This window comes from Wolbachia endosymbiont (group A) of Ophion costatus (genome assembly GCF_963969245.1).
In the GTDB taxonomy this organism is placed as follows: Bacteria; Pseudomonadota; Alphaproteobacteria; order Rickettsiales; family Anaplasmataceae; genus Wolbachia; species Wolbachia pipientis.
This window is the reverse complement of the sequence record NZ_OZ017714.1, coordinates 623,641-644,049: the sequence shown is the minus strand read 5'-3', so window position 1 is coordinate 644,049 and position 20,409 is coordinate 623,641. Positions and strand designations below refer to the sequence as shown.

At 34.4% G+C, this 20,409-nt stretch carries 16 protein-coding genes and 5 pseudogenes; 10 read left to right on the top strand and 11 right to left on the bottom strand.

From position 1 onward, the window contains the following. The first annotated feature begins 415 nt into the window (after positions 1-415). Both AACH21_RS03240 and AACH21_RS03235 read left to right on the top strand, forming a co-directional pair. Positions 416-2,506: a hypothetical protein gene (locus AACH21_RS03240; protein WP_338482757.1), complete on the top strand. Its 2,091-nt coding sequence runs from the start codon at positions 416-418 to the stop codon at positions 2,504-2,506. 241 nt (positions 2,507-2,747) lie between these two features. After that, positions 2,748-4,130 carry an IS66-like element ISWen3 family transposase gene (locus AACH21_RS03235; protein WP_007548562.1) on the top strand — a complete coding sequence of 461 codons (1,383 nt, stop codon included), beginning with the start codon at positions 2,748-2,750 and terminating at the stop codon, positions 4,128-4,130. A gap of 46 nt (positions 4,131-4,176) precedes the next feature. Here the strand turns inward: AACH21_RS03235 and AACH21_RS03230 are convergent. From AACH21_RS03230 to AACH21_RS03215, 4 genes and pseudogenes are all read right to left on the bottom strand, one after another. Then, positions 4,177-5,408 (bottom strand): annotated as a pseudogene (locus AACH21_RS03230) (IS256 family transposase). A 162-nt stretch (positions 5,409-5,570) separates the two neighbouring features. After that, positions 5,571-6,119 (bottom strand): hypothetical protein, encoded by a 549-nt coding sequence (locus AACH21_RS03225; protein WP_338482756.1) that lies wholly within the window; start codon positions 6,117-6,119, stop codon positions 5,571-5,573. Positions 6,120-6,294: 175 nt separating this feature from the next. Continuing rightward, on the bottom strand, positions 6,295-6,777 hold the full coding sequence (locus AACH21_RS03220; RefSeq protein ID WP_338482806.1) for an IS630 family transposase: 483 nt from the start codon (positions 6,775-6,777) through the stop codon (positions 6,295-6,297). Between the two features lie 28 nt (positions 6,778-6,805). Continuing rightward, positions 6,806-7,114: a transposase gene (locus tag AACH21_RS03215; protein ID WP_253301893.1), complete on the bottom strand. Its 309-nt coding sequence runs from the start codon at positions 7,112-7,114 to the stop codon at positions 6,806-6,808. A gap of 91 nt (positions 7,115-7,205) precedes the next feature. On the opposite strand from AACH21_RS03215, the pseudogene AACH21_RS03210 reads away from it, so the two are divergent. Further along, positions 7,206-7,412: pseudogene (locus tag AACH21_RS03210) on the top strand (hypothetical protein); the annotation flags it as partial. A gap of 1,360 nt (positions 7,413-8,772) precedes the next feature. Here the strand turns inward: AACH21_RS03210 and AACH21_RS03205 are convergent. The 3 genes and pseudogenes from AACH21_RS03205 to AACH21_RS03195 all read right to left on the bottom strand — a co-directional run. Continuing rightward, positions 8,773-9,717: pseudogene (locus AACH21_RS03205) on the bottom strand (IS481 family transposase); the annotation flags it as partial. Then, on the bottom strand, positions 9,668-10,549 hold the full coding sequence (locus AACH21_RS03200) for an ankyrin repeat domain-containing protein (protein ID WP_338482754.1): 882 nt from the start codon (positions 10,547-10,549) through the stop codon (positions 9,668-9,670). The pseudogene AACH21_RS03205 and the gene AACH21_RS03200, both read right to left, overlap by 50 nt. Then, a protein-coding gene (locus AACH21_RS03195; protein WP_338482219.1) for an IS5-like element ISWpi1 family transposase occupies positions 10,546-11,378 on the bottom strand; the annotation gives its coding sequence in 2 pieces (ribosomal slippage) (positions 10,546-11,009 and positions 11,009-11,378; 834 coding nt in all). Before AACH21_RS03195 ends, AACH21_RS03200 begins: the two co-directional genes overlap by 4 nt. Before the next feature lie 59 nt (positions 11,379-11,437). On the opposite strand from AACH21_RS03195, the pseudogene AACH21_RS07115 reads away from it, so the two are divergent. After that, a pseudogene (locus tag AACH21_RS07115) lies at positions 11,438-11,710 on the top strand (MFS transporter); the annotation flags it as partial. Positions 11,711-11,737: 27 nt separating this feature from the next. Here AACH21_RS07115 and prfA read toward each other — a convergent pair. Then, positions 11,738-12,817 (bottom strand): peptide chain release factor 1, encoded by a 1,080-nt coding sequence (prfA, locus tag AACH21_RS03185; RefSeq protein WP_007548640.1) that lies wholly within the window; start codon positions 12,815-12,817, stop codon positions 11,738-11,740. Positions 12,818-12,915: 98 nt separating this feature from the next. Between prfA and yihA the strand changes: the two genes are divergently transcribed. The 6 genes and pseudogenes from yihA (at position 12,916) to AACH21_RS03150 (ending at position 17,347) form a co-directional block, all read left to right on the top strand. After that, positions 12,916-13,509, top strand: coding sequence for a ribosome biogenesis GTP-binding protein YihA/YsxC (gene yihA / locus AACH21_RS03180; protein ID WP_015588868.1), 594 nt, complete (start codon positions 12,916-12,918; stop codon positions 13,507-13,509). 4 nt (positions 13,510-13,513) lie between these two features. Beyond that, entirely contained in the window at positions 13,514-14,425 is a 912-nt protein-coding gene (gene argB / locus AACH21_RS03175; protein WP_006279509.1) for an acetylglutamate kinase, read from the top strand. Positions 14,426-14,741: 316 nt separating this feature from the next. Beyond that, a complete protein-coding gene (gene dut, locus AACH21_RS03165) occupies positions 14,742-15,203 on the top strand; it encodes a dUTP diphosphatase (protein WP_006279458.1) in 462 nt (153 codons plus the stop codon). Between the two features lie 78 nt (positions 15,204-15,281). Continuing rightward, a complete protein-coding gene (locus AACH21_RS03160; protein ID WP_236514537.1) occupies positions 15,282-15,857 on the top strand; it encodes a hypothetical protein in 576 nt (191 codons plus the stop codon). 33 nt (positions 15,858-15,890) lie between these two features. Beyond that, a pseudogene (locus AACH21_RS03155) lies at positions 15,891-17,219 on the top strand (IS4-like element ISWosp9 family transposase). A 5-nt stretch (positions 17,220-17,224) separates the two neighbouring features. Next, entirely contained in the window at positions 17,225-17,347 is a 123-nt protein-coding gene (locus AACH21_RS03150; protein WP_255324039.1) for a hypothetical protein, read from the top strand. A gap of 339 nt (positions 17,348-17,686) precedes the next feature. Here AACH21_RS03150 and nusB read toward each other — a convergent pair whose 3' ends face one another. Genes nusB through yidC form a run of 3 tightly spaced genes read right to left on the bottom strand, consistent with a single transcriptional unit; the run spans position 17,687 to position 20,284 of the window. Further along, positions 17,687-18,169 (bottom strand): transcription antitermination factor NusB, encoded by a 483-nt coding sequence (gene nusB, locus AACH21_RS03145; protein WP_007549265.1) that lies wholly within the window; start codon positions 18,167-18,169, stop codon positions 17,687-17,689. Continuing rightward, complete coding sequence (locus tag AACH21_RS03140) at positions 18,169-18,597, bottom strand: 6,7-dimethyl-8-ribityllumazine synthase (RefSeq protein WP_006279647.1); 429 nt, start codon at positions 18,595-18,597, stop codon at positions 18,169-18,171. The genes nusB and AACH21_RS03140 overlap by 1 nt, the downstream gene beginning before the upstream one ends. Next, a complete protein-coding gene (yidC, locus tag AACH21_RS03135; RefSeq protein WP_338482753.1) occupies positions 18,575-20,284 on the bottom strand; it encodes a membrane protein insertase YidC in 1,710 nt (569 codons plus the stop codon). Before yidC ends, AACH21_RS03140 begins: the two co-directional genes overlap by 23 nt. Positions 20,285-20,409 lie beyond the last annotated feature (125 nt).

Below are 20,409 nucleotides of genomic sequence, written 5' to 3'. Positions count from 1 at the left end.
ACGAACTTTTTTATATAGCAACTTTACCATACGCTAAAATCAGCCATATTGGCTTGCTTCAGCCATATTTATATACGAACTTACTTGCCTAACTTCGTTGCAATAACCTTACGTTTTTATTTTTACAATCTTATTTTACGCAACTTGTTCTCACAAATATATGACCTTTTTTGAGGGAGTAAATAATTCAATTCCTTATAACACTAATTAGTATGGTCTTTTCATTAAATTTATCCTTTCAAAAAGACTGTGCTTTATTCACCTGCTTTAATAGTATTATAATATTTTACACCTAAACCTACTCTATAAAAATTCACAATACGAATTAGTAAATAGATTATATTCAAATTGATTTTATTTATGATATATAGCGCATACAATATATTACTTGTTTATTTTAGTAGGGGGTATAGGTATGTTTAGTTTAAAGCAGGTAGTACAATATAATTTATTTGGTAGTAACGACCTTGAAGGCAATTCATCTTGTGAATTTGAAGATTTTCCTGAAGAGGTATTTGAGATTAGCAATGAAGAAAATCAAGCAATAGATAGTTTGAAAAGTAAAATAGAAAATCTACAACAAGAAAATTTTGATCTTAAAAAAAATGTAGAGTTACAAAAACACTATAAGAAAAGAGTAGAAGAGTATTACGAAGAAGTAAGTGAACTTACCAGAGAAATGCAAACCCTAGAAGGGAAAATTAAAAGGCTTGAAGTTGAATTACAAAGAAGGACGAGAAATTTAACTGAAAATGATCAAGACATCGAACAGCTAAAACAGAAAGTAGAAATATTATTATTAGAAACTCAGAACAAAAGTGATATAATTAAGAACTTAAATAATCAATTAAAAGAGGCAAAGAGTGAAATTCAGTTAACAGACAAAATAAATGAAGAGTTACGGCAAAAACTGGATTTTACTGAAGATGAGTTAAATAGAGTAGGAAAAGAAAGTACAGTGCTGATAAACAGCATAGAGAATTTAAAAGGTGATTATGAAAATCAGATATTAGAAAAAGAGATGGAACTTAATGACGTAAGAGATCAATTTTGTATTTATTTATCAAAGTATGAAGAACTATTTGCAGAATTTAAAAGACCGCAGAAGGAAGACGAGAGTTTAAAACAGAAAAATTTCTATATTAGTAATGAAGTGTCTCTTGCAGATGAAATAAACAGAGAAAACGTAAGAGAAGAAATAGCAGAACCTCAATTTATACCTGAAGTAGAAACTAGGCATGTTAATGACAATGATGATCAAGGATCAACCAGGATATACGAAGGAATAGAGAACAATCAATATTATCGAACAAGTGAAGATAAAGACCATGAAAATACTGACTACAAGATTGAAGTGTGGAATGGAACGGATAGTGGAAGTGACAATGTTAGCCCTTGCCCTGATTATGATGAAAGTTTTGGTAGGCGTTACAGTCAACTATTCTACGATGCAAACATAATGCGCAAAGAAGATTCTTTTTCTTTAGCAAAAATAAAATTAAATGCAGTAGAAATAAAAAAGTATGAAAGTATTTGGCAAAAAATAAATAAGATCCATGATTGTCTGGACAATTTAGGTTACTCTGGTAGCGAAGAAGATTATGAGGAGTGCGATAAAGAACTTGATAAAGTTATAAGCGAAGCACTGGAACAAGGGATAATGTTCACTTTTCCATATAAATCTGATATGTCCTTGATAGATAGTATAGCTGACATATTCCCAAAGCTATATTTATCTGCTGACACTACTCGAATTCATGAGTTTTTGGACAAGAAAAAAATATTTCAGACAATATCAGAAGGTGCACCTTTAAATCGATTTAGTGAAAAAGAGCATGAAGATTTCGTCAACGTAATTTGTTCAGATAGAGACACTTTGAGTAAACGAGACGCAAACCTTTCAAGGCTGAAAGAGTTAGCACTTGAAAGTATTATCAAAAAAAGTGAGCAAATCAATAAACATAACTTTGATTTAGAAATAGACAATGGACATTTTTACATAGGTTATCCACAAAATAGTACTATTGAAGTTGCAAGGGTATTAAATAACCAAAAAGCTAAAGATTTAAAACTAAACATTGGTGTACTTCACGTTGGAAAAAGTATAATTAGAGTTGAAAATATAGGAGGAAGTAGAAATTATACGGACCTTTCAGAAGATAGAATTGAGATGTCTTTTACCACTGAAGTAGGAAAGATAAGTATCTATCTATTCCCTAATAAGGAAAATAGTAATAAAATAGATGTGAGGCTTGTCGATGAAGTAAGATTTAACAAATTAGAGAATAAATCAAGTTTAGGACAGAATTGTCTTTTAGGGGGAAAAAGTGTTTTAACAGCTATAGAAGATGGATGTTTTAAAAGAAATAGCAGCGTATTTGAAGAGTTAGATAAGACTATTAAACAGTCGGATTATACAATAGAAAATCCATCTAGCTTTATAGAGGAGGTTAATAAAAATCAGCTACTAAAAGTAAATGCAAGAACGTGTGGTCGGGGACTTTGATGATACAAATTAGGTTCTGTTGCATCTGTAAATTGTGGTAGAAGGAGATCGTTAAAACTGAGATTATGGGAATTATAGAACAATTAGCATAGTGAAATTCTCAAAAGTAGAAACATTATCATTAGCTCCGATATTTTGTCTTTTTAGGGAGTGTTAAATAAACGTATCCGTTCAGCGGAGTGGCAGAATAAGGTAGACAAGGTGATCTAAAAAGATAATCATAGAGCAAAAGTGAAATAATATGGTAAACCTTTTAGAACTTTGCAAAAATTTACAGCAAAAAATAGAAAGGTTAGAAGCAAAAATAGAAAGATTGGAAAAAGAGAATGAAAGTTTAAAAGCAGAAAATAAGGCTTTAAAGATAGAAAATGCTGAGTTAAGAGAAAGACTCGGTTTAAGCTCAAAAAATTCATCAATACCAAGTTCCAAAGAGTTGTATAAAATAAAAAAGAATAAGCCGAAAAGCGAAAGGAATATTGGCGGTCAGGTTGGTCATAAAGGAAGTTTTCGCGCCAACATGGATGCAGATAAAGTAGTAAAGATAGAGTTGCCTAATACTTGCGAATGCGGAGGAGAAATTGCAATATGTGAAAAACCATATATTCATCAGAAAGTTGATCTTCCAGAAATCAAGCCTTATGTAGTGGAATATCAGTTAGAACATGGCCGTTGTCGGAGATGCGGAAAGAGAAGAAGTAGCAAGTTACCGGAAGGTGTTACGCCAGATACATTTGGTCCAAGGGTTAAGTCAATAATTGCAGCGTTCAGCGGATTCTACAAAAATTCAAAACGCGAAATAGCGAGTGTCGTAAATGATATCTTCAATTTGAACATAAGCGTCGGTAGCATATCAAATAGTGAACATAGAGTTGCTTCAAAATGCAAAAAAATGTATGAGCAGATCGAACAAGAGATAAGTAGGAGTAAAGTTCTACATATTGATGAAACGAGCCATTATAACAAAGGTAAACTCGCTTGGTGTTGGATGTTTGCAAGCAATACGGCAAGTTTTGTAAAATTTACAGAGTCAAGAGGAATGAAAGTTTTACAAAATAGTAAATTCTGCAATCGCAATAGCTTGGTAATAACTGACAGGTATGCAGCATACAATTATTTTGCCGATAAAAACAGGCAAATCTGTTGGGCACATTTATCAAGAGATTTTGAAAGATTAGCACATAGTTGGAATATTGAAGTTAAAGTTCTGGGTTGTTACTTGAGAAACGTGGCCACTGAATTATTTGCACTAAAAAAAGCTTTACTAAAAAGTGAGATAGATGTTTTGAGGTTTGTCAGACGTGCCAGAAAATTAAGAAAACGTACAAAGTATTACTTGAAGGAGATATCTCGTTTACCTGAAGCAATTGGAGCCTCTCGAGTTGCAAAAAATGTTCTGAGATCTGAAAGAATGATGTGGAAATTTTTAGATGACCCAGAAAATATTCCGCTGACAAATAACCACGCTGAACGGCAAATTCGGCATTATGTCGTTTATCGCAAAAACTCATATTTTACACAATCAAAGCGGGGAAATACATTCCTTGAGCGGATAATTTCATTATACTTAACTTGGAAACAAAGGGGTCTCAATCCTTTCCAAAACCTCCTATCTATTGTTTCTTAAACCACTCTCCTGAACGGATACAAATAAACTGTGTCAAACTGCATTTTTAGTTCAACTCAATTTTCAATCTGCCAGGAAAGAAAACATCAAGTTGAGAGATAGTTAATGCCCAATCATGTACAGGCATCGTCCACTTTTCCTCTGTCTTCTTTATAGCACAATATACCTGCTTATACAAGGCATTTATGCTGGTAAATGAGCCTTTGGTCTTAGTGAATTTCCTAATTTGCCTATGTAGCTCCTCTATGGGATTGGTGGTGTAGATTATCCTCCTAACTGGACCAGAATACTTAAAATAACCAGACAAGTTTTCCCAATTATTCTGCCAAGATTTTATAACCATAGGGTACTTTGTGCCCCATTTTTCATCCAATTCCAACAGATAATTCTCGGCAATTTCCTTGCTTGAAGCTTGATATACCTTCTTTAAATCGCTCAAAAAACTCTTCGCATCTTTACTGGCCACATACTTCAGTGAGTTGCGTATCTGATGCACTATACACATCTGCACTTCCGCATTAGGAAAGACACTGTTTATAGCTGCAGGAAAGCTTTTCAGCCCATCAACGCAGGCAATAAGGATATCTTCTACTCCTCTTTCTTTGAGGTCATTTAGCACTCCCAACCAGAAGTTAGCTCCTTCACTTTCAGCCAAATAAAAACCTAATACTTCTTTTTTGCCATTTTGATCTATTCCTAATATGTTATACATGCATTTACTTACGCAATGCCCGTCCTCTTTGACTTTAAAAAACATGCCATCCATAAAAACTATCGGATATACAGACTGCAGCGGGCGACTACGCCATTCGTTGATTACTGGTAGCAATTTGTCAGTAATACTTGATATCTCTGCCGCCAATATTTTGTGATCATAAATTTCCTCAACATGTGACATTATATCTCTATAGCCCATACCACTGGCAAATGTGCTCAAAATCTTCGTTTCAAGCTCTGGTTTGTTTGCCTTTTTTTGACTATTTGTGGTTCGAAACTTCCTTCCCTATCTCTTGGCGTCAAAAGCTCAAATGACCCTGCGCTTGTACGTAAAGTCTTTGCATTCCTCCCATTTCTTAGATTATTCTCTTCGCTTTTAGCCGACAAGTGGTTTTCTATTTCACCTTCCAGGCTTACCTCCAGCAACTTTTTTATAAACGGTGTTAATGCTCCATCTCTTCCTGTCAACGGTCTTCCTTCTCGTACAGACGACAGGATATTTGTTTCTAATTCTTTATAATCTACCAATCCGGTAGTTCTGTTTACTACTTTCTGACTCATTGTCAAACCTCCATTTTTTTATATCAATTTATTACTTTTTTTTCGGTTTGACACAGTTTATTTAACACTACCTAACTCAGAGATTCTTCTAAATAGATTATCTTATTTCGTTTTTTAAAGTTTTTGCTTGGTGATCATTAATATTCTACCACTCTTTTGAATTTATATCTGGTTTAAAGAAAACTTAACAATTGGTTGTTCTATATCTTCCACTTTTTCTAGCTTTGTGCCGGGCTTTATGGCATTATACAGCGCAAAACCTATACACGCTGATCCAGCTATTCCCACAACTGCTACTACTACAGGCATTTTCATGATATACAATGCAATGCTGCTTACCAGTAACACTACACCAGCACTACCGACCACGATTGCCTGTCTTTGTTGTATTAGCAGTTTTTCTTTTTCATCTGCAGTATTTCCTTTGCCAAATTCACTATAAAAATATGGTTTGGAAGAAGAAAGGCTATCAGAGGCATTTAGACCCTGTGCAACAGTTTCTGTTGAAGCAGTGGCACTTTTTTCGTATATTGATTGATTGTCATCTTCATAATCTCCTATTAAAGGTACAAAGTCAACAGCACTTTTATGCTCTATAGTCGATGTATTCAGATTATCTTTACATTCTTCCTCATATACTAAGTCACGCATAAGCTTCTCTTTTGATTCTAAATCAATTAGAATTGCCTCTTTTTGCTGTTTTGCAATCATTAATGGTTCTTTCTCTTTGCCTGCAGCATCGATGTCACAACATAGTTTGGGAAATAGGTTGTCAGAAGCGTTTAGCTCTTGCTCATCTAAAATATTTCGAGCTTCTTCACTGCTTACAATCCTAGATTCATGTATTTCATAGTCTTTATTGACATCTTCACATCTATAGTATTTTCTAAAATGAATGATAAATTTCCATTATGGTATTACCAACCAAAAGTTGTAAGTCTGTATATTTATACATTAGAGGTCTGAGGCGGCTTTTGATGGTATGCCAACAGTGTTCTATGGGATTCAAATCTGGTGAATATGTTGGAAGATACAGCAAATGACAGCCAAAAGACTCTATTAATGATTTTGTTTTATGGGTCTTATGAAATGTAGCATTATCCATAACTATAGTTGTATCAGGTGGCAATTTAGGTAATAACATCTTCTCCAACCATGTATTAAATACCTCTTTGTCACACCCACCTTTGAAAGTCATTGGTGCAATAAATCTCTTTTCAATCCACCCGGCTACTATACTGATTCTCTCTCGTTTTCTTCCTGGGATATCTGCATAAATTTTCTTTCCTCTTGGAGCAAGTCCATACTCTCGGTATAACCTATTGTCAACTCCTGCTTCATTTATATATAAGATGCTAGAATGGTCTATTTTTGAGATCTTATCGATAAATCGCTGCCTATCTTCTTGATTGCGCTCTTGATATAGTGTGACTTTTTTTTAAAGTAATTCTTAGCTGTTTTAGTCTATACCAAATTGAATTTATTCCAAATCCAAGATTTTGTTTCATCTCTGCCAGCGTATGATCTGGATTCTTTTGAACATATTCTTCGAGTATTTTTGGGTCTATTTTTCGAATAAAGCTGCCGTTTTTAGATGGCCTTAGGCTTTCACCAGCGGCTTTCTTTTTTAACCAGCGGTACAGTGTTGCTATTCCTATCTCCAGAAGCTCCGCCACCTCAACCTTTGTCTTTCCTTTTTCTATCATCGATACTGCCTTTTCCCTTAAATCCACACTATACGCCATTATAACTCAAATAGCTTATTATACCTTTATCATTTACTTTGGGAAGTACTATAGTAATAAGAATTTGCTTGTTTTTCAATCAACCGATATAAAGCCTTTTGTACAGGCGTTACCAGATCAATATAAGTCTAGTCATTCAGTAAAAGCTTACAGAGAGTACTACCTAAAAGAAAAGATGAGGTTTGCTAAGTGGGAAAAGGGTAGAGAAGTACCGGATTGGTTGCTAAGCAGAATCGTACGTCTGAAAAGCCGCAAATAAAAAGAACGCCTTAATTAGTAGAGAGGAAGGTGCATAAAAACTAAAACATCTTCTCACTTTAACTCTTAATTAGATTTGAGGTAAATTATTAAAATCTCCACTCTTTCAACTAAGCTTGATCAAATTTAAAGATGGGAGTTTATTGAATACCTTACATGGTCAAGCCATTTAAAACTCTCCAATTTTACCCAATTGATAGTAATTTCAAGTTTATGTCTGCTGCTCAAATCTAGGCACATGCTGATTGCTCTTTTTTTATCCTAGTCCATAATTCTGGTTATCAGTACTGCGACCCAGAGGTACTCCAACATCACTCACTTCAGAAGAGCAAAGTACTCTGATAATCTGGAATTTCAAAGGAAGGTCTCGATATTACCTCTTTTATAACCTACCGAAAAGCTGAGTTCAGAACATAAAACTAATCCCTTGATACGACTACTTTGCTGTTCCCTCACTATCATGCACAAAGAAATCTTGCTAATTTTTCTACTAAATTTGGTCTTCTCTTCATCTATATCTCCTTCTACACCTAGAATTTATTCACCAATTCCCTATTCTCTAGAGAAATAAGTAATGTTCTATATCACCGTCAGAAATTAATCTGCCGAACCGAGAACTGATAGACCTTTTTATCTTTCCCCTTATCTCTTTTCTTGGGGTGAGTAAAACAATATATTTTTCCACATAGTTATAAGCTGGGAACCATAAAAACAGCTTCATGATCAGCCATTTTAAAAGTTCGATCAAGTTCAATATTCCTAAGCGTTGTACTTACCTTATATGAACAATAACATCCCAATGTAAGGAAAGTTAATGCAGTCAAAGCAAGTGAAATAGATATTCCTAAATGAGACATTGTTAAACTTGTGCCAACAGCAAATACTCCAGATAATATAAGAGAAGCAGAGGCATAAATTGTTTGCTTTCTACCATGAGTGCTTGCTGCTGAGAATTGAGATCTTACTGATGAACTTTTTTCAGGAACTTGAGATAGGTTACTAGCCCTTTTACTATAACCTTGTTTTACATTAACTAGATCCACGTTCTTTGTAGGTACCATCGCCTCAGTGCCAACTTCCGCCTCCATTTCATTTTGGGTTGAATTATCGAGCTTCCCCCTCTTTTCAATAGCTGCAAGCTCATTATACAAATTTTCTACAGAGCAAAAATGTGAGATCCCGGCACTCAAGCTTTTTTCAACGTTTTCTAATCGTTTATTCTCTGCCTTTAATAGTTCTACGTTGCTCAATAATATAATCCTTTCTGATAAGAGTTCCTCAATTTGTTCTTTCATTATATCTATCTCTTCTATCAACTTCTCCTGTTCTATCTGTCCATGACACTTAACATCTGATTGGGTGTATGGTCCCAGAGTGTGATGGTGTGGATTTAGTATAAATAATTCTGGAGACTGTGTCCACTGATAACATATAAATTCATAAGGAGTAAGACCCTTAAGAGTTTTGAGTCTCTTTGCATAATTATAAGCCATAACAAAGTTATAAAGGTGTTCTTTAAGTTGCTGGTGCGATTGATAGTAATACTTCTTAACTGTAGCATCCTTTAAAGTTTTATTCATACGCTCGACTTGCCCATTCGTCCAAGGATGGCTAACTTTTGTCAAACGATGTTCAATAACATTCTCTTCGCAAACTCTATCAAATATATGTTGGAAAGCATACTTATGACGCTTCTGGTTTGTAAATTGTATACCGTTATCTGTCAAAATAGTATGGATTTTATACGGTAAAATTCTAATCAAATTACGTAAGAACTCAGCAGCTATGGGTTTTGTAGCACTGTTACACAACTCAACATAGGTAAATTTGGATGTCCTATCAATAGCAACAAACAAATGTAATTTGCCCTCCTCAGTTCTAACTTCAGCAATATCAATATGAAAGTAACCGATAGGATATTGTTTGAATTTCTTTTTTGACTTAACTTCTCCATCAACAGTTGGTAATCTGCTAATGTTGTGTCTTTGTAAACAACGATGCAAGCTAGAGCGAGTCAAATGCGGAATTGTAGACTGCAGAGCGTAAAGGCAATCATCTAGTGGCAGTAGTGTATACTTGCGAAATGTAACTATTATAGCTTCCTCTTCTAGCGTTAAAACAGTTGATCTTGGATGCTTTGGACCCATATCAGCATCTTTCGTAAATGAACGTTTTCTCCACTTAATAATAGTTTTTGGATTAAGGTTATAATGCTTGGAGAGTTTTGCTATGCTCTCTTTTCTATTTTGTATTGCTCTACGAATCGTCTGTGTTGTTTTGGCGCACCCATGTAATATCTGTCCCATAATGACTCCTTAAATGATGATGATAGTATACCATCACTCTCTGGGACCATACATCTAATGCATTAACATCTGCTCCTTCCTTTATTAGACGCTTTACTTCATTAATATCACCACTTTTAGCAGCCTCAAGTAAAGCAGCATTTTGTGGAACTTGGCTTTCTTCTTCATCATTTTGCAATACTGGACTAGCATCATCAGATTCTTCTGCGGATTGCAATAGAGTTTTTATTTCTTCATCAGCGGCTAAACCTAAAGGAATATTTCCATTTTGATCTGTTGCATTAACATTTGCCCCTTTTTCCAATAGATCTTTTACTATCTCTGCATGGCCATTTTCAGCAGCCCGATGTAAAGGAGTCTTTCCATTTTGATCTGTTATATTAACACTTGCCCCTTTGTCCAATAGGGCTTCTACTACCTCTTTATGGCCATGTGCAGCAGCAAAATGTAAAGGAGTACCTTCATATTTATCTTGTGCATTAACATCGATCCCATTTACTTTCAGTAGGGCTTCTACTACTTCTTGATGGCCCTCTTCAGCAGCCCTATGTAAAGGAGTGCTGTTATGTTCATCTATTGCATTAACATTTGCCCTATTATTTAGTAAAACTTCTACTACCTCTTTACGGCCCTCTTCAGCAGCTCGATGTAGAGGAGTCATATTTGCAAATCCTACTGCATTAACATTTGCCCCATTATCCAATAGATCTTTTACTATGTCTGCATAGCCATTTCCAGCAGCATAATGTAAAAGAGTGTTGTTATGTACATCTACTGCATTAACATCTGCTCCTTCACTTATTAGAGGTTGTCCGGAAACTAGTAAATTCAAGCATATTCCCTCTTTAACATAACCCTACTCATAGCTAGGTATATGAAATTCTCAGTGGATGTTGTGAGTAAATCATACTCCTTCGATAGCCTTCTATTCCTATTAACCCAAGCAAAAGTCCTTTCTACAACCCATCTTCTTGGCTGTACTTTAAACCCTTGTTCTCTTGTTGGTAGTAGCTCAGGTGGCGTATCTTTGTGCACCCAAAATCTACATGGAGGCCTTGTAACAATTTCAATATCTATGTCATATTCTTCCTTTGTGTGATTCTTTAAATTTCTTCCTTGGTATCCCATGTCAGCCCACATTTTTTTAACTTTAGTATATTTTGTTCTCATATTGTTTAATGCTATTTTAATACCATCTCTATCATTTTCGTTAGCAGCGCCTACGTAACAACCTAGTATAAAACCCTGAGTGTCTGTAATTATATGCCTTTTTCTACCCTTTACTTTTTTACTTCCATCATAGCCTTTGATCCCCCCTTTTCTGTAGTCTTTACAGATTGACTATCTACTATACAGGCACTCGGCTGCTCATTCCTTCCTATTTTTCTTCTACTATATTTTGTAATTTCATAATTCATTTTCTCAAAAATTCCCTGCTTCTTCCATTGCCTGAACTGCTCATACACAGTCTTCCATAGCGGAAAATCATTTGGTAAATACCGCCATTGACACCCTGTACGCAATACATAGAAAATTGCTTCTAATATTTCTCTTTTGCTATACTTTGGCGGCCTTCCTCCTTTCTTGTATGATACTCTGAAGTGTTTTTCTATTCTTGCCCATTCCCTTTCGCTTAGATCTGTTGGATACTTTTTTCTCATCTTTACCCCGTACTAAAATTTCAGATATTATAGCCTTTTACTTGTTTCCGGACAACCTCTTAGTAACACTGTCTATGATTATTTTTTCTATCGGTTGTGCAATTTTCCAGCCAGTGATTTTTAATGCATCAATAAATGTTTTCCCTGAAATTAAAGGCACAGCTTCTTCTGCAGTCTCGTTCATTAGAGCTTTTATCATGGCTATTTTTATCGGCTTAACAAGCTACATTTACAATGGTCAAACAATTAGTGTAGCTGTTCTTGTTTTATCCGCGATAGTACTAGAACTTGTTTTTACTGTCTATCTATTGCGTTTAAAAGATCCTATGTAATTAATAAAGATATTCCATTGTAGGCTGCTAACTTTCCCCGGCCAATCTTTCTGCTTCATTGCGTGAAATTAATGCCTCAATAAATTCATCTAGTTCACCTTCTTTTATAATCTGCTCTAACCGATGTGAAGTTAGATTAATTCTATGATCTGTTATTCTTGATTGTGGAAAGTTATATGTTCTTATGCGCTCGGAACGATCACCAGAGCCAATTTGGCTTTTCCTCATTGTTGACCTTTCCATTTCTTTTTTTTGTCTTTCAATTTCGTATAGCCTTGCCCTCAATACTTTGAGCGCTTTAGCTTTATTTTTGTGCTGCGATTTTTCATCTTGCTGTATCACAACTATCCCTGTTGGCAAGTGGGTGACCCTTACTGCGCTGTCAGTTGTATTCACTGATTGCCCTCCAGGACCACTGGATCTATAAACATCTATTCGTAAGTCTTTTTCTTCTATTTTAAAGTCAACTTCTTCTACTTCAGGTAATATCGCAACAGTAGCGGCAGAGGTATGCAACCTTCCTGAGGATTCAGTTTCTGGCACTCTCTGTACTCTGTGCACCCCTGATTCAAATTTCAACCTTGCAAAAACTTCTGTTCCATTAATGAGTGCAGAAGCTTCCTTATAGCCACCTATACCTGTATTAGAAATGCTTATTGGCTCGAACTTCCAATTTCTTCTTTCTGCATATTTTTGATACATACGAAATAACATTGCTGCAAATAATGCTGCTTCTTCTCCGCCTGTACCTGCTCTAATTTCTAATATTGCATTTCTTGAGTCATCTTCATCTTTGGGCAATAATGCTAACTTTAATTTTGCTTTTATTTTTGGTAATAATACCTTGTGCTTTTCGAAAAATTCTTCTTTTGCTAACTCTTTTATATCACCTTCGCTGTTTTCATCTTTCATTATTTCTTCTAAGTCTGAAATTTCCTCTTTCAGCGTGTTATATTCATCAATTATCTTGATTATTGGCCTGAGCTCAGAGTATTCCTTTGAAAGGGTAATGAATTCTTTTTGACTTAAATTGGTAGGATTTTCCAAATTCCTCTCTATATCATTAAATTTTTTCTTTAAGTCTTGTAAATTATTTTCCATATCCATATAGCACAGATCTAGCTAAGTAATATATACTGAAATAAAAAATTTCTTATATCAAGCAATAACACTATAATATACCTACTACCTTCTAGTTGAATATAATGGCAAAACAGATAACATCAAACTGCAATTTCATATTTGGAGCTTCGGACATAAAAACATTACCAGATGAATCGGCTCCAGAGATTGCGTTTGCTGGTAGATCAAATGTAGGAAAATCCAGTCTGATTAACTTACTGATAAACAGCAAAAAAGCTGCCAGAGTTTCCTCTAAACCTGGATGCACTAGACAAATAAATTTTTACTCTATGTACAATGATAAGTTCAGGCTTGTTGACCTGCCAGGGTATGGTTATTCTCATGCAGGTAAGGAGGAAATTATACAATATTTAAACTTAATTGAGTATTATCTAATTCAAAGAAGAAATCTAAGAAGAGTGTTTGTGTTGATAGATAGCAAGGTAGGATTAAAAGAAATAGACAAAGACTTCATTTATTGGTTAATATATAATAACATTAACTTTAACATTGTGCTAACAAAAATAGATAAAGTAAGTCAAAAAAGCTTAGGTGCTGTTATAGAAGATATTCAAAAATGGATTAATAATGAGAATGTGTCAATTCATCAAATGAGCATCCGTGTTAAGCATAAAATAACCAAGGTAAGAGATGAGTTTTTCAAGTTTACAAGATAAAAAAATGAAGAGTAGTGAATTTTTAAAGGGTGAGGTATCATTTGAACAAAAAGCAGAAATATTACTTGAAGTGCTATCTAACATACCTAGCTTTGTAGGCGAGACTTTTGTCATTAAATGCGGTGGTACAATAATCTTAGATGAAACACTATTTAATACTTTTGTGCATAATGTTGTCTTGTTGAAGCAGCTTGGTATAAATCCGGTAATAATTCATGACGGAGAATATGAAATTAACTCAGTGTTAAAAATGCTGGATATGAACAGTAAGTTTGTGAATGGTATCAGACTTACAGACAAAGACACTATGAAAATCATTGAAATGGCACTGTGTGGTTCAGTTAATAAAAAAATTGTTCAGTATATAAATTCTGCTGGTGGTTCAGCTATTGGATTATGTGGAAAAGATGGTCACTTAATTAAAGCCGAAAAAATAACCGCTACGCTTAGAGAAGATAGATCAAATAATATCGAAAAGATATTAGACATGGGGTTCATCGGTAGACCCACTGAAATCAATCCTGATATATTATTTTTTATTGAAGAATCAGATTTTATACCAGTTATTGCACCAATTGGTCATGGAAAAGATGGGGAAACGTATCATATTGATGCCGATAGCACTGCAAGCGCAATTGCAATTGCAGTTTCTGCATCTAAAATGATAATCTTGAGTGACACAGATGAAGAAATAGATAAAATTGGTGGCAGGAAGATATCTGTTAAAAATTTAAATGCATCGATTGATTGTGGGAAAATTAAAGGGGAAAAATTTATTGAAAGGCTTATGGCATACGTTAAAATGGCGGAGGAATGTGCTGGAGTTGTTCACATAGTTGATGGTAGAATACCTAACATTATGCTTGATTTATTTACTGAGAGTAATTCAAGCATATTGATTGTGAGTGATTTATAGCTATACTGCTTACAACCACACGAATACCAAGAGGGTGTCATTCAAGTAGCTGACACTGGAATGACAGCAATCCACGTCATACCGCGATTCATTCGCGGTATCTCTAGATCCCGCTAACAAGTAGCGGGATGACGGTTGTCAGGGTGTCATCCCAGTGCCCAGACACTGGGATCCAGAAGACTTAATTTCAACCAAGTGGCTGCATAATAAGGACTAGATTCCAGAATGGAATGACATCATTTACGATGTAACATTTATCACTTTTGCAGATACAATTTACATGCTATAATTGAGTCTTCATAGATGGTAAATTGGAGTGCAAAGAAGTAAAATTAAAGTAGAAATAAAAAGATTATCACACGGAGAAGACTTGTCTCTTCCATGTTATGCAACTACGCAGAGTGCTGGCATGGATCTTTATGCTGCATTGAATGATTCTGCTGTTTTAAATCCACTTGAAAGATTACTTGTTCCAACTGGAATTGTGATTGCAATACCAAACGGTTTTGAGGGGCAAATCCGCCCACGTTCTGGTCTTGCTGCAAAACATGGAATCACTGTCTTAAATTCTCCGGGCACTATAGACTCTGATTATCGAGGTGAAGTTAAAATTTGTCTAATTAATCTAAGTAATCAGCCATACGAAATAAAAAGAGGAGATAGAATCGCACAAATCCTTATTTCTCCTGTATCTCAGGTAATTTGGGATGACAGAGAAGAATTCTGCGCAGAAGAAACCGGTCGCAATGCAGGGGGCTTTGGCTCAAGCGGCAGGTAGCTTACGAAAAAGCTTGACTATGACAGTTCTTTTATACACAATTTAAGCATATTAATATTTTATTAAATGAAGTCGTTTATGCTAACTTTCAAAAATCATTGTGGCCAGCTCCACAAAGCAAACACTGTGTTTGTTGCATTTACTGCTATATACGTTATAGGTGGATTAGCAATACTTTCAACACCGCTTTGGAGGCCTTCAACTTGCAAGCTAGCAGCTTTTGCAGCTACACCACTTGGAATGGGCGTTTTAGCATTTGTTGCTGCTGCGCTGACTTATTTAGCAATATATGCTATCAGCAAAAATAACGAAATATCTGAGTTGAAAGCTCTGAAGGTTATTAAGGATGGGTTGCTAGTAACAGAAGACGCATTTAGGGAAATTGCAAGGAATAACCAAGTTAAAGATGAAGAAGGTAAGGTAGAAAAGGATAAATATTATATAGACTTCAGCTTAGAAGGCAAGAACTACCGTATTATTGTTGATATTAATCAGTTTACCAATAAGCTAGGCAATACTTCACTCTTCGAGATAGATTCACTAGAAGTGAAAAACAAAGAAGGTAAGTTCGAGACAGTAGATAAAACCATACGCGTCAAGTTAAGGAAAAGTGTAAGTAAAGTTGATAGAGTGAAGGAAAATAATAAGGTATAAATTCTCTTGGATATATGAATGAGAGAACTTACAATGGACAGAATAGCTTGCTTATCAAAAGACCTCAATGAATTCTTTAATGAAAAAGCAGACGAAATATCAATTGCAGTAGGTTTTATAAAAAGAAAGAGAAAACTTAATGGCTCATCATTCATAAAAGCTATGGTTTTTGGTAACATAGGAGTTGATGATTGCAGCATAGAAACAGTGTGCTAATTGCTAAATGAAGACTCGATAGAAATTACAAAACAGGGTTTAGATTTTAGGTTTAGTGAAGAAGCAGTTGAGTTCATGAAAAAAATGTATAACGAAGCTTTGTGTTTATTAAAAAAAAGTCTACAGATTGATTGCAAAATTTTACAGCAATTTGGAAGCGTTAAATTATTGGATAGCAGCTACATTAGCCTGCCCAGTAGCATGGAAGATATGTACAAAGGATATGGCAGTAGCTATAGAGATTGTGAGAATAATACCAAATCAGTAATAAAGCTACAGTTAGTCTTTGATTACCTGAATCAAGCGCTAGATAAGTTAAATTTTATGGAAGGAATAAGGTCGGATCAAGGTTATAGGGATTATCTGAACGGTTTATCAGCCAATGATTTGCTAATATTTGACTTGGGCTACTTTGTGCCTAGTTCTTTTAAACAGATTGATGAAGCAGGTGCATATTTTGTTAGTCGTTATAAGTCTGATACCAATATATATGATATAGAAACAAATCAAAAAATAGAGCTATTGGAGTATTTGGAAGGTCAATTATCTTCAGAAAAAGAAGTATTATTAGGAAAGGAAGTAAAAATTAAGGTAAGAATTATATGTCAAAAGCTAACTGAAGAACAGTCTATGGCTAGAAGAAGAAAGGCTAATAAATTAGCAAAGTCACATGGATATACATCTTCTCAAAAGAATCAAAAGTTATTAGATTGGTCAATATTTATAACTAATGTTCCAGAGAGTAAAATTAATGCTGAACAAATATTGACGGTTTATAGAGTAAGATGGCAAATCGAATTACTATTTAAACTATATAAAAGTCATATCAATCTTGATAAACTAAAAGGAAAGACAAATCCATTTAGAGTATTGTGCGAGCTATACGCAAAATTATGTGCTATTCTCGTATTTCACGGAATGATTGGCTGTGTAAAACTAAAAAAGAACACGGAGCTCAGTTTAACAAAGGCATTTATTGAATTGAAAAGGCGGGTTAGAGAGCTCTTTTTGATATTAAACAATATTGTCAATAATTTAAAAATTTTTCTAAAAAAGCTTACTATAATCTGGTCAAAGTTTTCTTTGAAAGACAGATATAGGAAGACCAGGGTATCTACTTTAAGCTCTCTACATTCCTTAACTTGACGCGTATGGTAGATAAAACAGAATGGAATAAAACATTAGGTTTAGAAAAAGAGGGTGCTAAAGAGGTTAACACTTATTTAGGCTCGCTTATTGTTGAACAAGTTGCTTCTCAACAACAGACAGTATAGCCAAGTGAAATAAAAGAGGTAGATTAAGTCTGCCTCTTTGTTTTTTTTGATTTTTAGTGTTACGCGCATAACTGCATGGATGTTGCGATTCTCAAGGCAACGTATCTGTTTAGATGCATGGCTAATGCTGAAACAAAAATTCCAGTGTTCCCTTTCTTGTCATCCCAGTGCTTGACACATAACTGTACAAACATTCATTTTTGAAGGTAAATTGCACAACAGATAATGTCATTCCAGTGCTCCCTTTCTTGTCATCCAAGTAGCTGACACTGGGATCTGGTAGACAATGTTCATACAGCAGCTACTCGGATGACACCTTGTGCTTGCTGGCTATAATTGCTAAGGATTTTTATTTAATTTAACTGCATCTTTTGCCTTATCCAATAACCCATTAATAAAACCAATTTCGCTTGGTTTATCAAGTAAATCAGATGCAATGTTAGTATATTCATTAATGACAACTGGAACTGGCGTATCACAATTAGCTAACTCACATATTGCAACACGCAAAATAGATAAGCTTATAAGATTTAACCGTGAAAGGGACCAACTTGGGTGTAAATAAGACTCTATTATTTTATCATATTCTTCACTGCTTTTTATAACCTTATATAACAAGTTTTCTAAGAACTGATGTTCAAATTCTTCACATTCAAATATATCTTTCAACTTATTTATGTAGTCCTTAAGCTCACAATTTTCCAGTTTAAAAGTGCTTTTGTTGTAACCTACGAAAATATTTGAATAAGCAATTTGTACAGCAAGAAATCTTGCCGTGCTTCTTTTTATGCGCCACTTTTTATCTACTGGTTTTTCCTCCATTATTTTAATTTATTGTGTAAATCTATCATACGCAAAACAGTTGAGGCTGCATGGCCACCAACGTTCTTTTTGTTTTTATCAGCTCTAACTAGTGCTTTATCTTTGCTGTCAGCGGTAATTACACCCATACCAAGGGGTATTGCATAATGCATAACAACCTCATTTAAGCCTTCAATTACTCCTTTACAAACATATTGATAATGATCGGTTTCACCGCGAATTACGCACCCAAGAGCTAAATAACCATCATAATTAGTATGCCCACTCTTGACTGCAAAAAGAATTGTAGCTGGTATCTCAAATGTACCAGGAACCTCAACTACATCGTAACTGGCATTACTGCCTTTTAATTTATCAATTGCACCTTCAAGCAAAAGGTTCGCTATTTCAGTATAATAAATCGAATTAACTATTAGTATTCTCGACATTTACTACCACTTTTTTTGTTAAAAACAACTTTATTAATGACTGTTGAATTAGAGTTATAATATTACTAAATATCCAATATATTACCAGGCCGGCAGGAAAAGAAGAAAAAATAAAGACAGAAATGTAAGGTAAAAACTTCATAACATTTACTTGAATATCATCTTTACTGGTTTGATCTTTCTCACTTAGCTTCTGCTGAATTATCATGGTGGCACCGAAAATTATAGGTAAAATGCCTATAGAAACAGGAAAGTTATAATTAAACAACCCAAATAATGTAAAGATGTTCGTTGGGTCAGGAGCTGAAAGATCCTTAATCCATAAAAAAAAAGGAGCATGCCTCATCTCTATAGTAACAAATAATACTTTATATAGAGCAAAAAATACCGGTATTTGTATTAGCATGGGAAAAATGCTCGACATTGGATTTACGTTGTTTCTCTTAAACAATGCAATTGTCTCTTTATGCTGCTTTAAGCTGTCATTTTTATACAACTCTTTTACACGAGTTAGCTCAGGCTGCAAGCTTTTCACCTTGAACATTGAAACATATGATCTATTAGATAAGGGAAGCATCAAAAGTTTGATTACTAAAGTCAGCAATAATATTGCTAAGCCAAAATTCTTTAAAACGAAGTTAAAGTATTCAAGCAGTAAAAACACTGGTTTAGTTATAAAGTAAAGAACACCAAAATCTACAGCTTTATCAAACAAAGGTATATTGAGAGTATCCTTATAAGAATCCAGTAAATTCAACTTTTTTGCTCCAGCAAAAAAATAATTCACATTAGAAGTGCTTGCACCAGGAAGTATACTCTTATAAGACTTAACAAAATCTACTTGAAATTTATCAATATCATTAGCGTTAGTATGTTTAATGCTTACATTTATTTTATCAGATTTTTCAGGTATGATGGCTGTGAGCCAGTATTTATCAGCAAAACCAAACCAATTTTTTTCACTCGTGCTTGCTTTTATTAAATGTTTTTTGGAAATATCCTTATATGTCCACTCCTCTAGTTTATTATCAAATGCACCCAGTACTCCTTCATGGGATATCCAATAAGATTCGTTGATATTGTCACGTTTACGGTTAATTTTACCATAAGGAACCAAAACTACATTATCCTTTGTATTATTTTCAACAACTTGCTCAACTTTAAACATGTAATTATCGTCGAGGTTAATTTTCATTCTAAATAAAATGCCATTCTCATTGTCCCAAGATAAATTGACCTCTTTTTGATTAAGTTTATCTGCTCGCCAGACTGCTTTAGAATCTGGAACTTTAATCTTGTTACTCGGATCGAGCCACCCAAATTCTGCAAAATATACATCTTTTGATTCTGCAGGTGACAGTAACACCACTTGTGGAGAAGAAGAACTCGGTTCTAAGTGGTAATTAGTTAAAATTAAGTCATCAAACCTTGCACCTTTCAGAGAAATTGATCCTTTAATCATGTTATTGGTTAAACTAACCCTCTGTTCTCGAGTAGAATTAATAATTTCAGAACGATTTTGGTATATTATAGGAGCAAGGTCGTTAAAAGATTCGATATGTTCAATATTTTCAATCAATGGCTGGTTTTGGTTTGTACTAAAAAAATTATCATAAATAATACGCCAAGACACCATGATTAACATGGAAAGGATAGCTGCCAAAATTAAACTTTTTGCTTCTGACATGAAATTAAATCAAACATATCTTCTTAAAGTGTATACTAAATATTGTACTAAAACAATGAAATTTACTTATTTTTAATAATAACTTTTAACGCTGATCTTTAAAATTTATTTTAATAGCTTCAAAT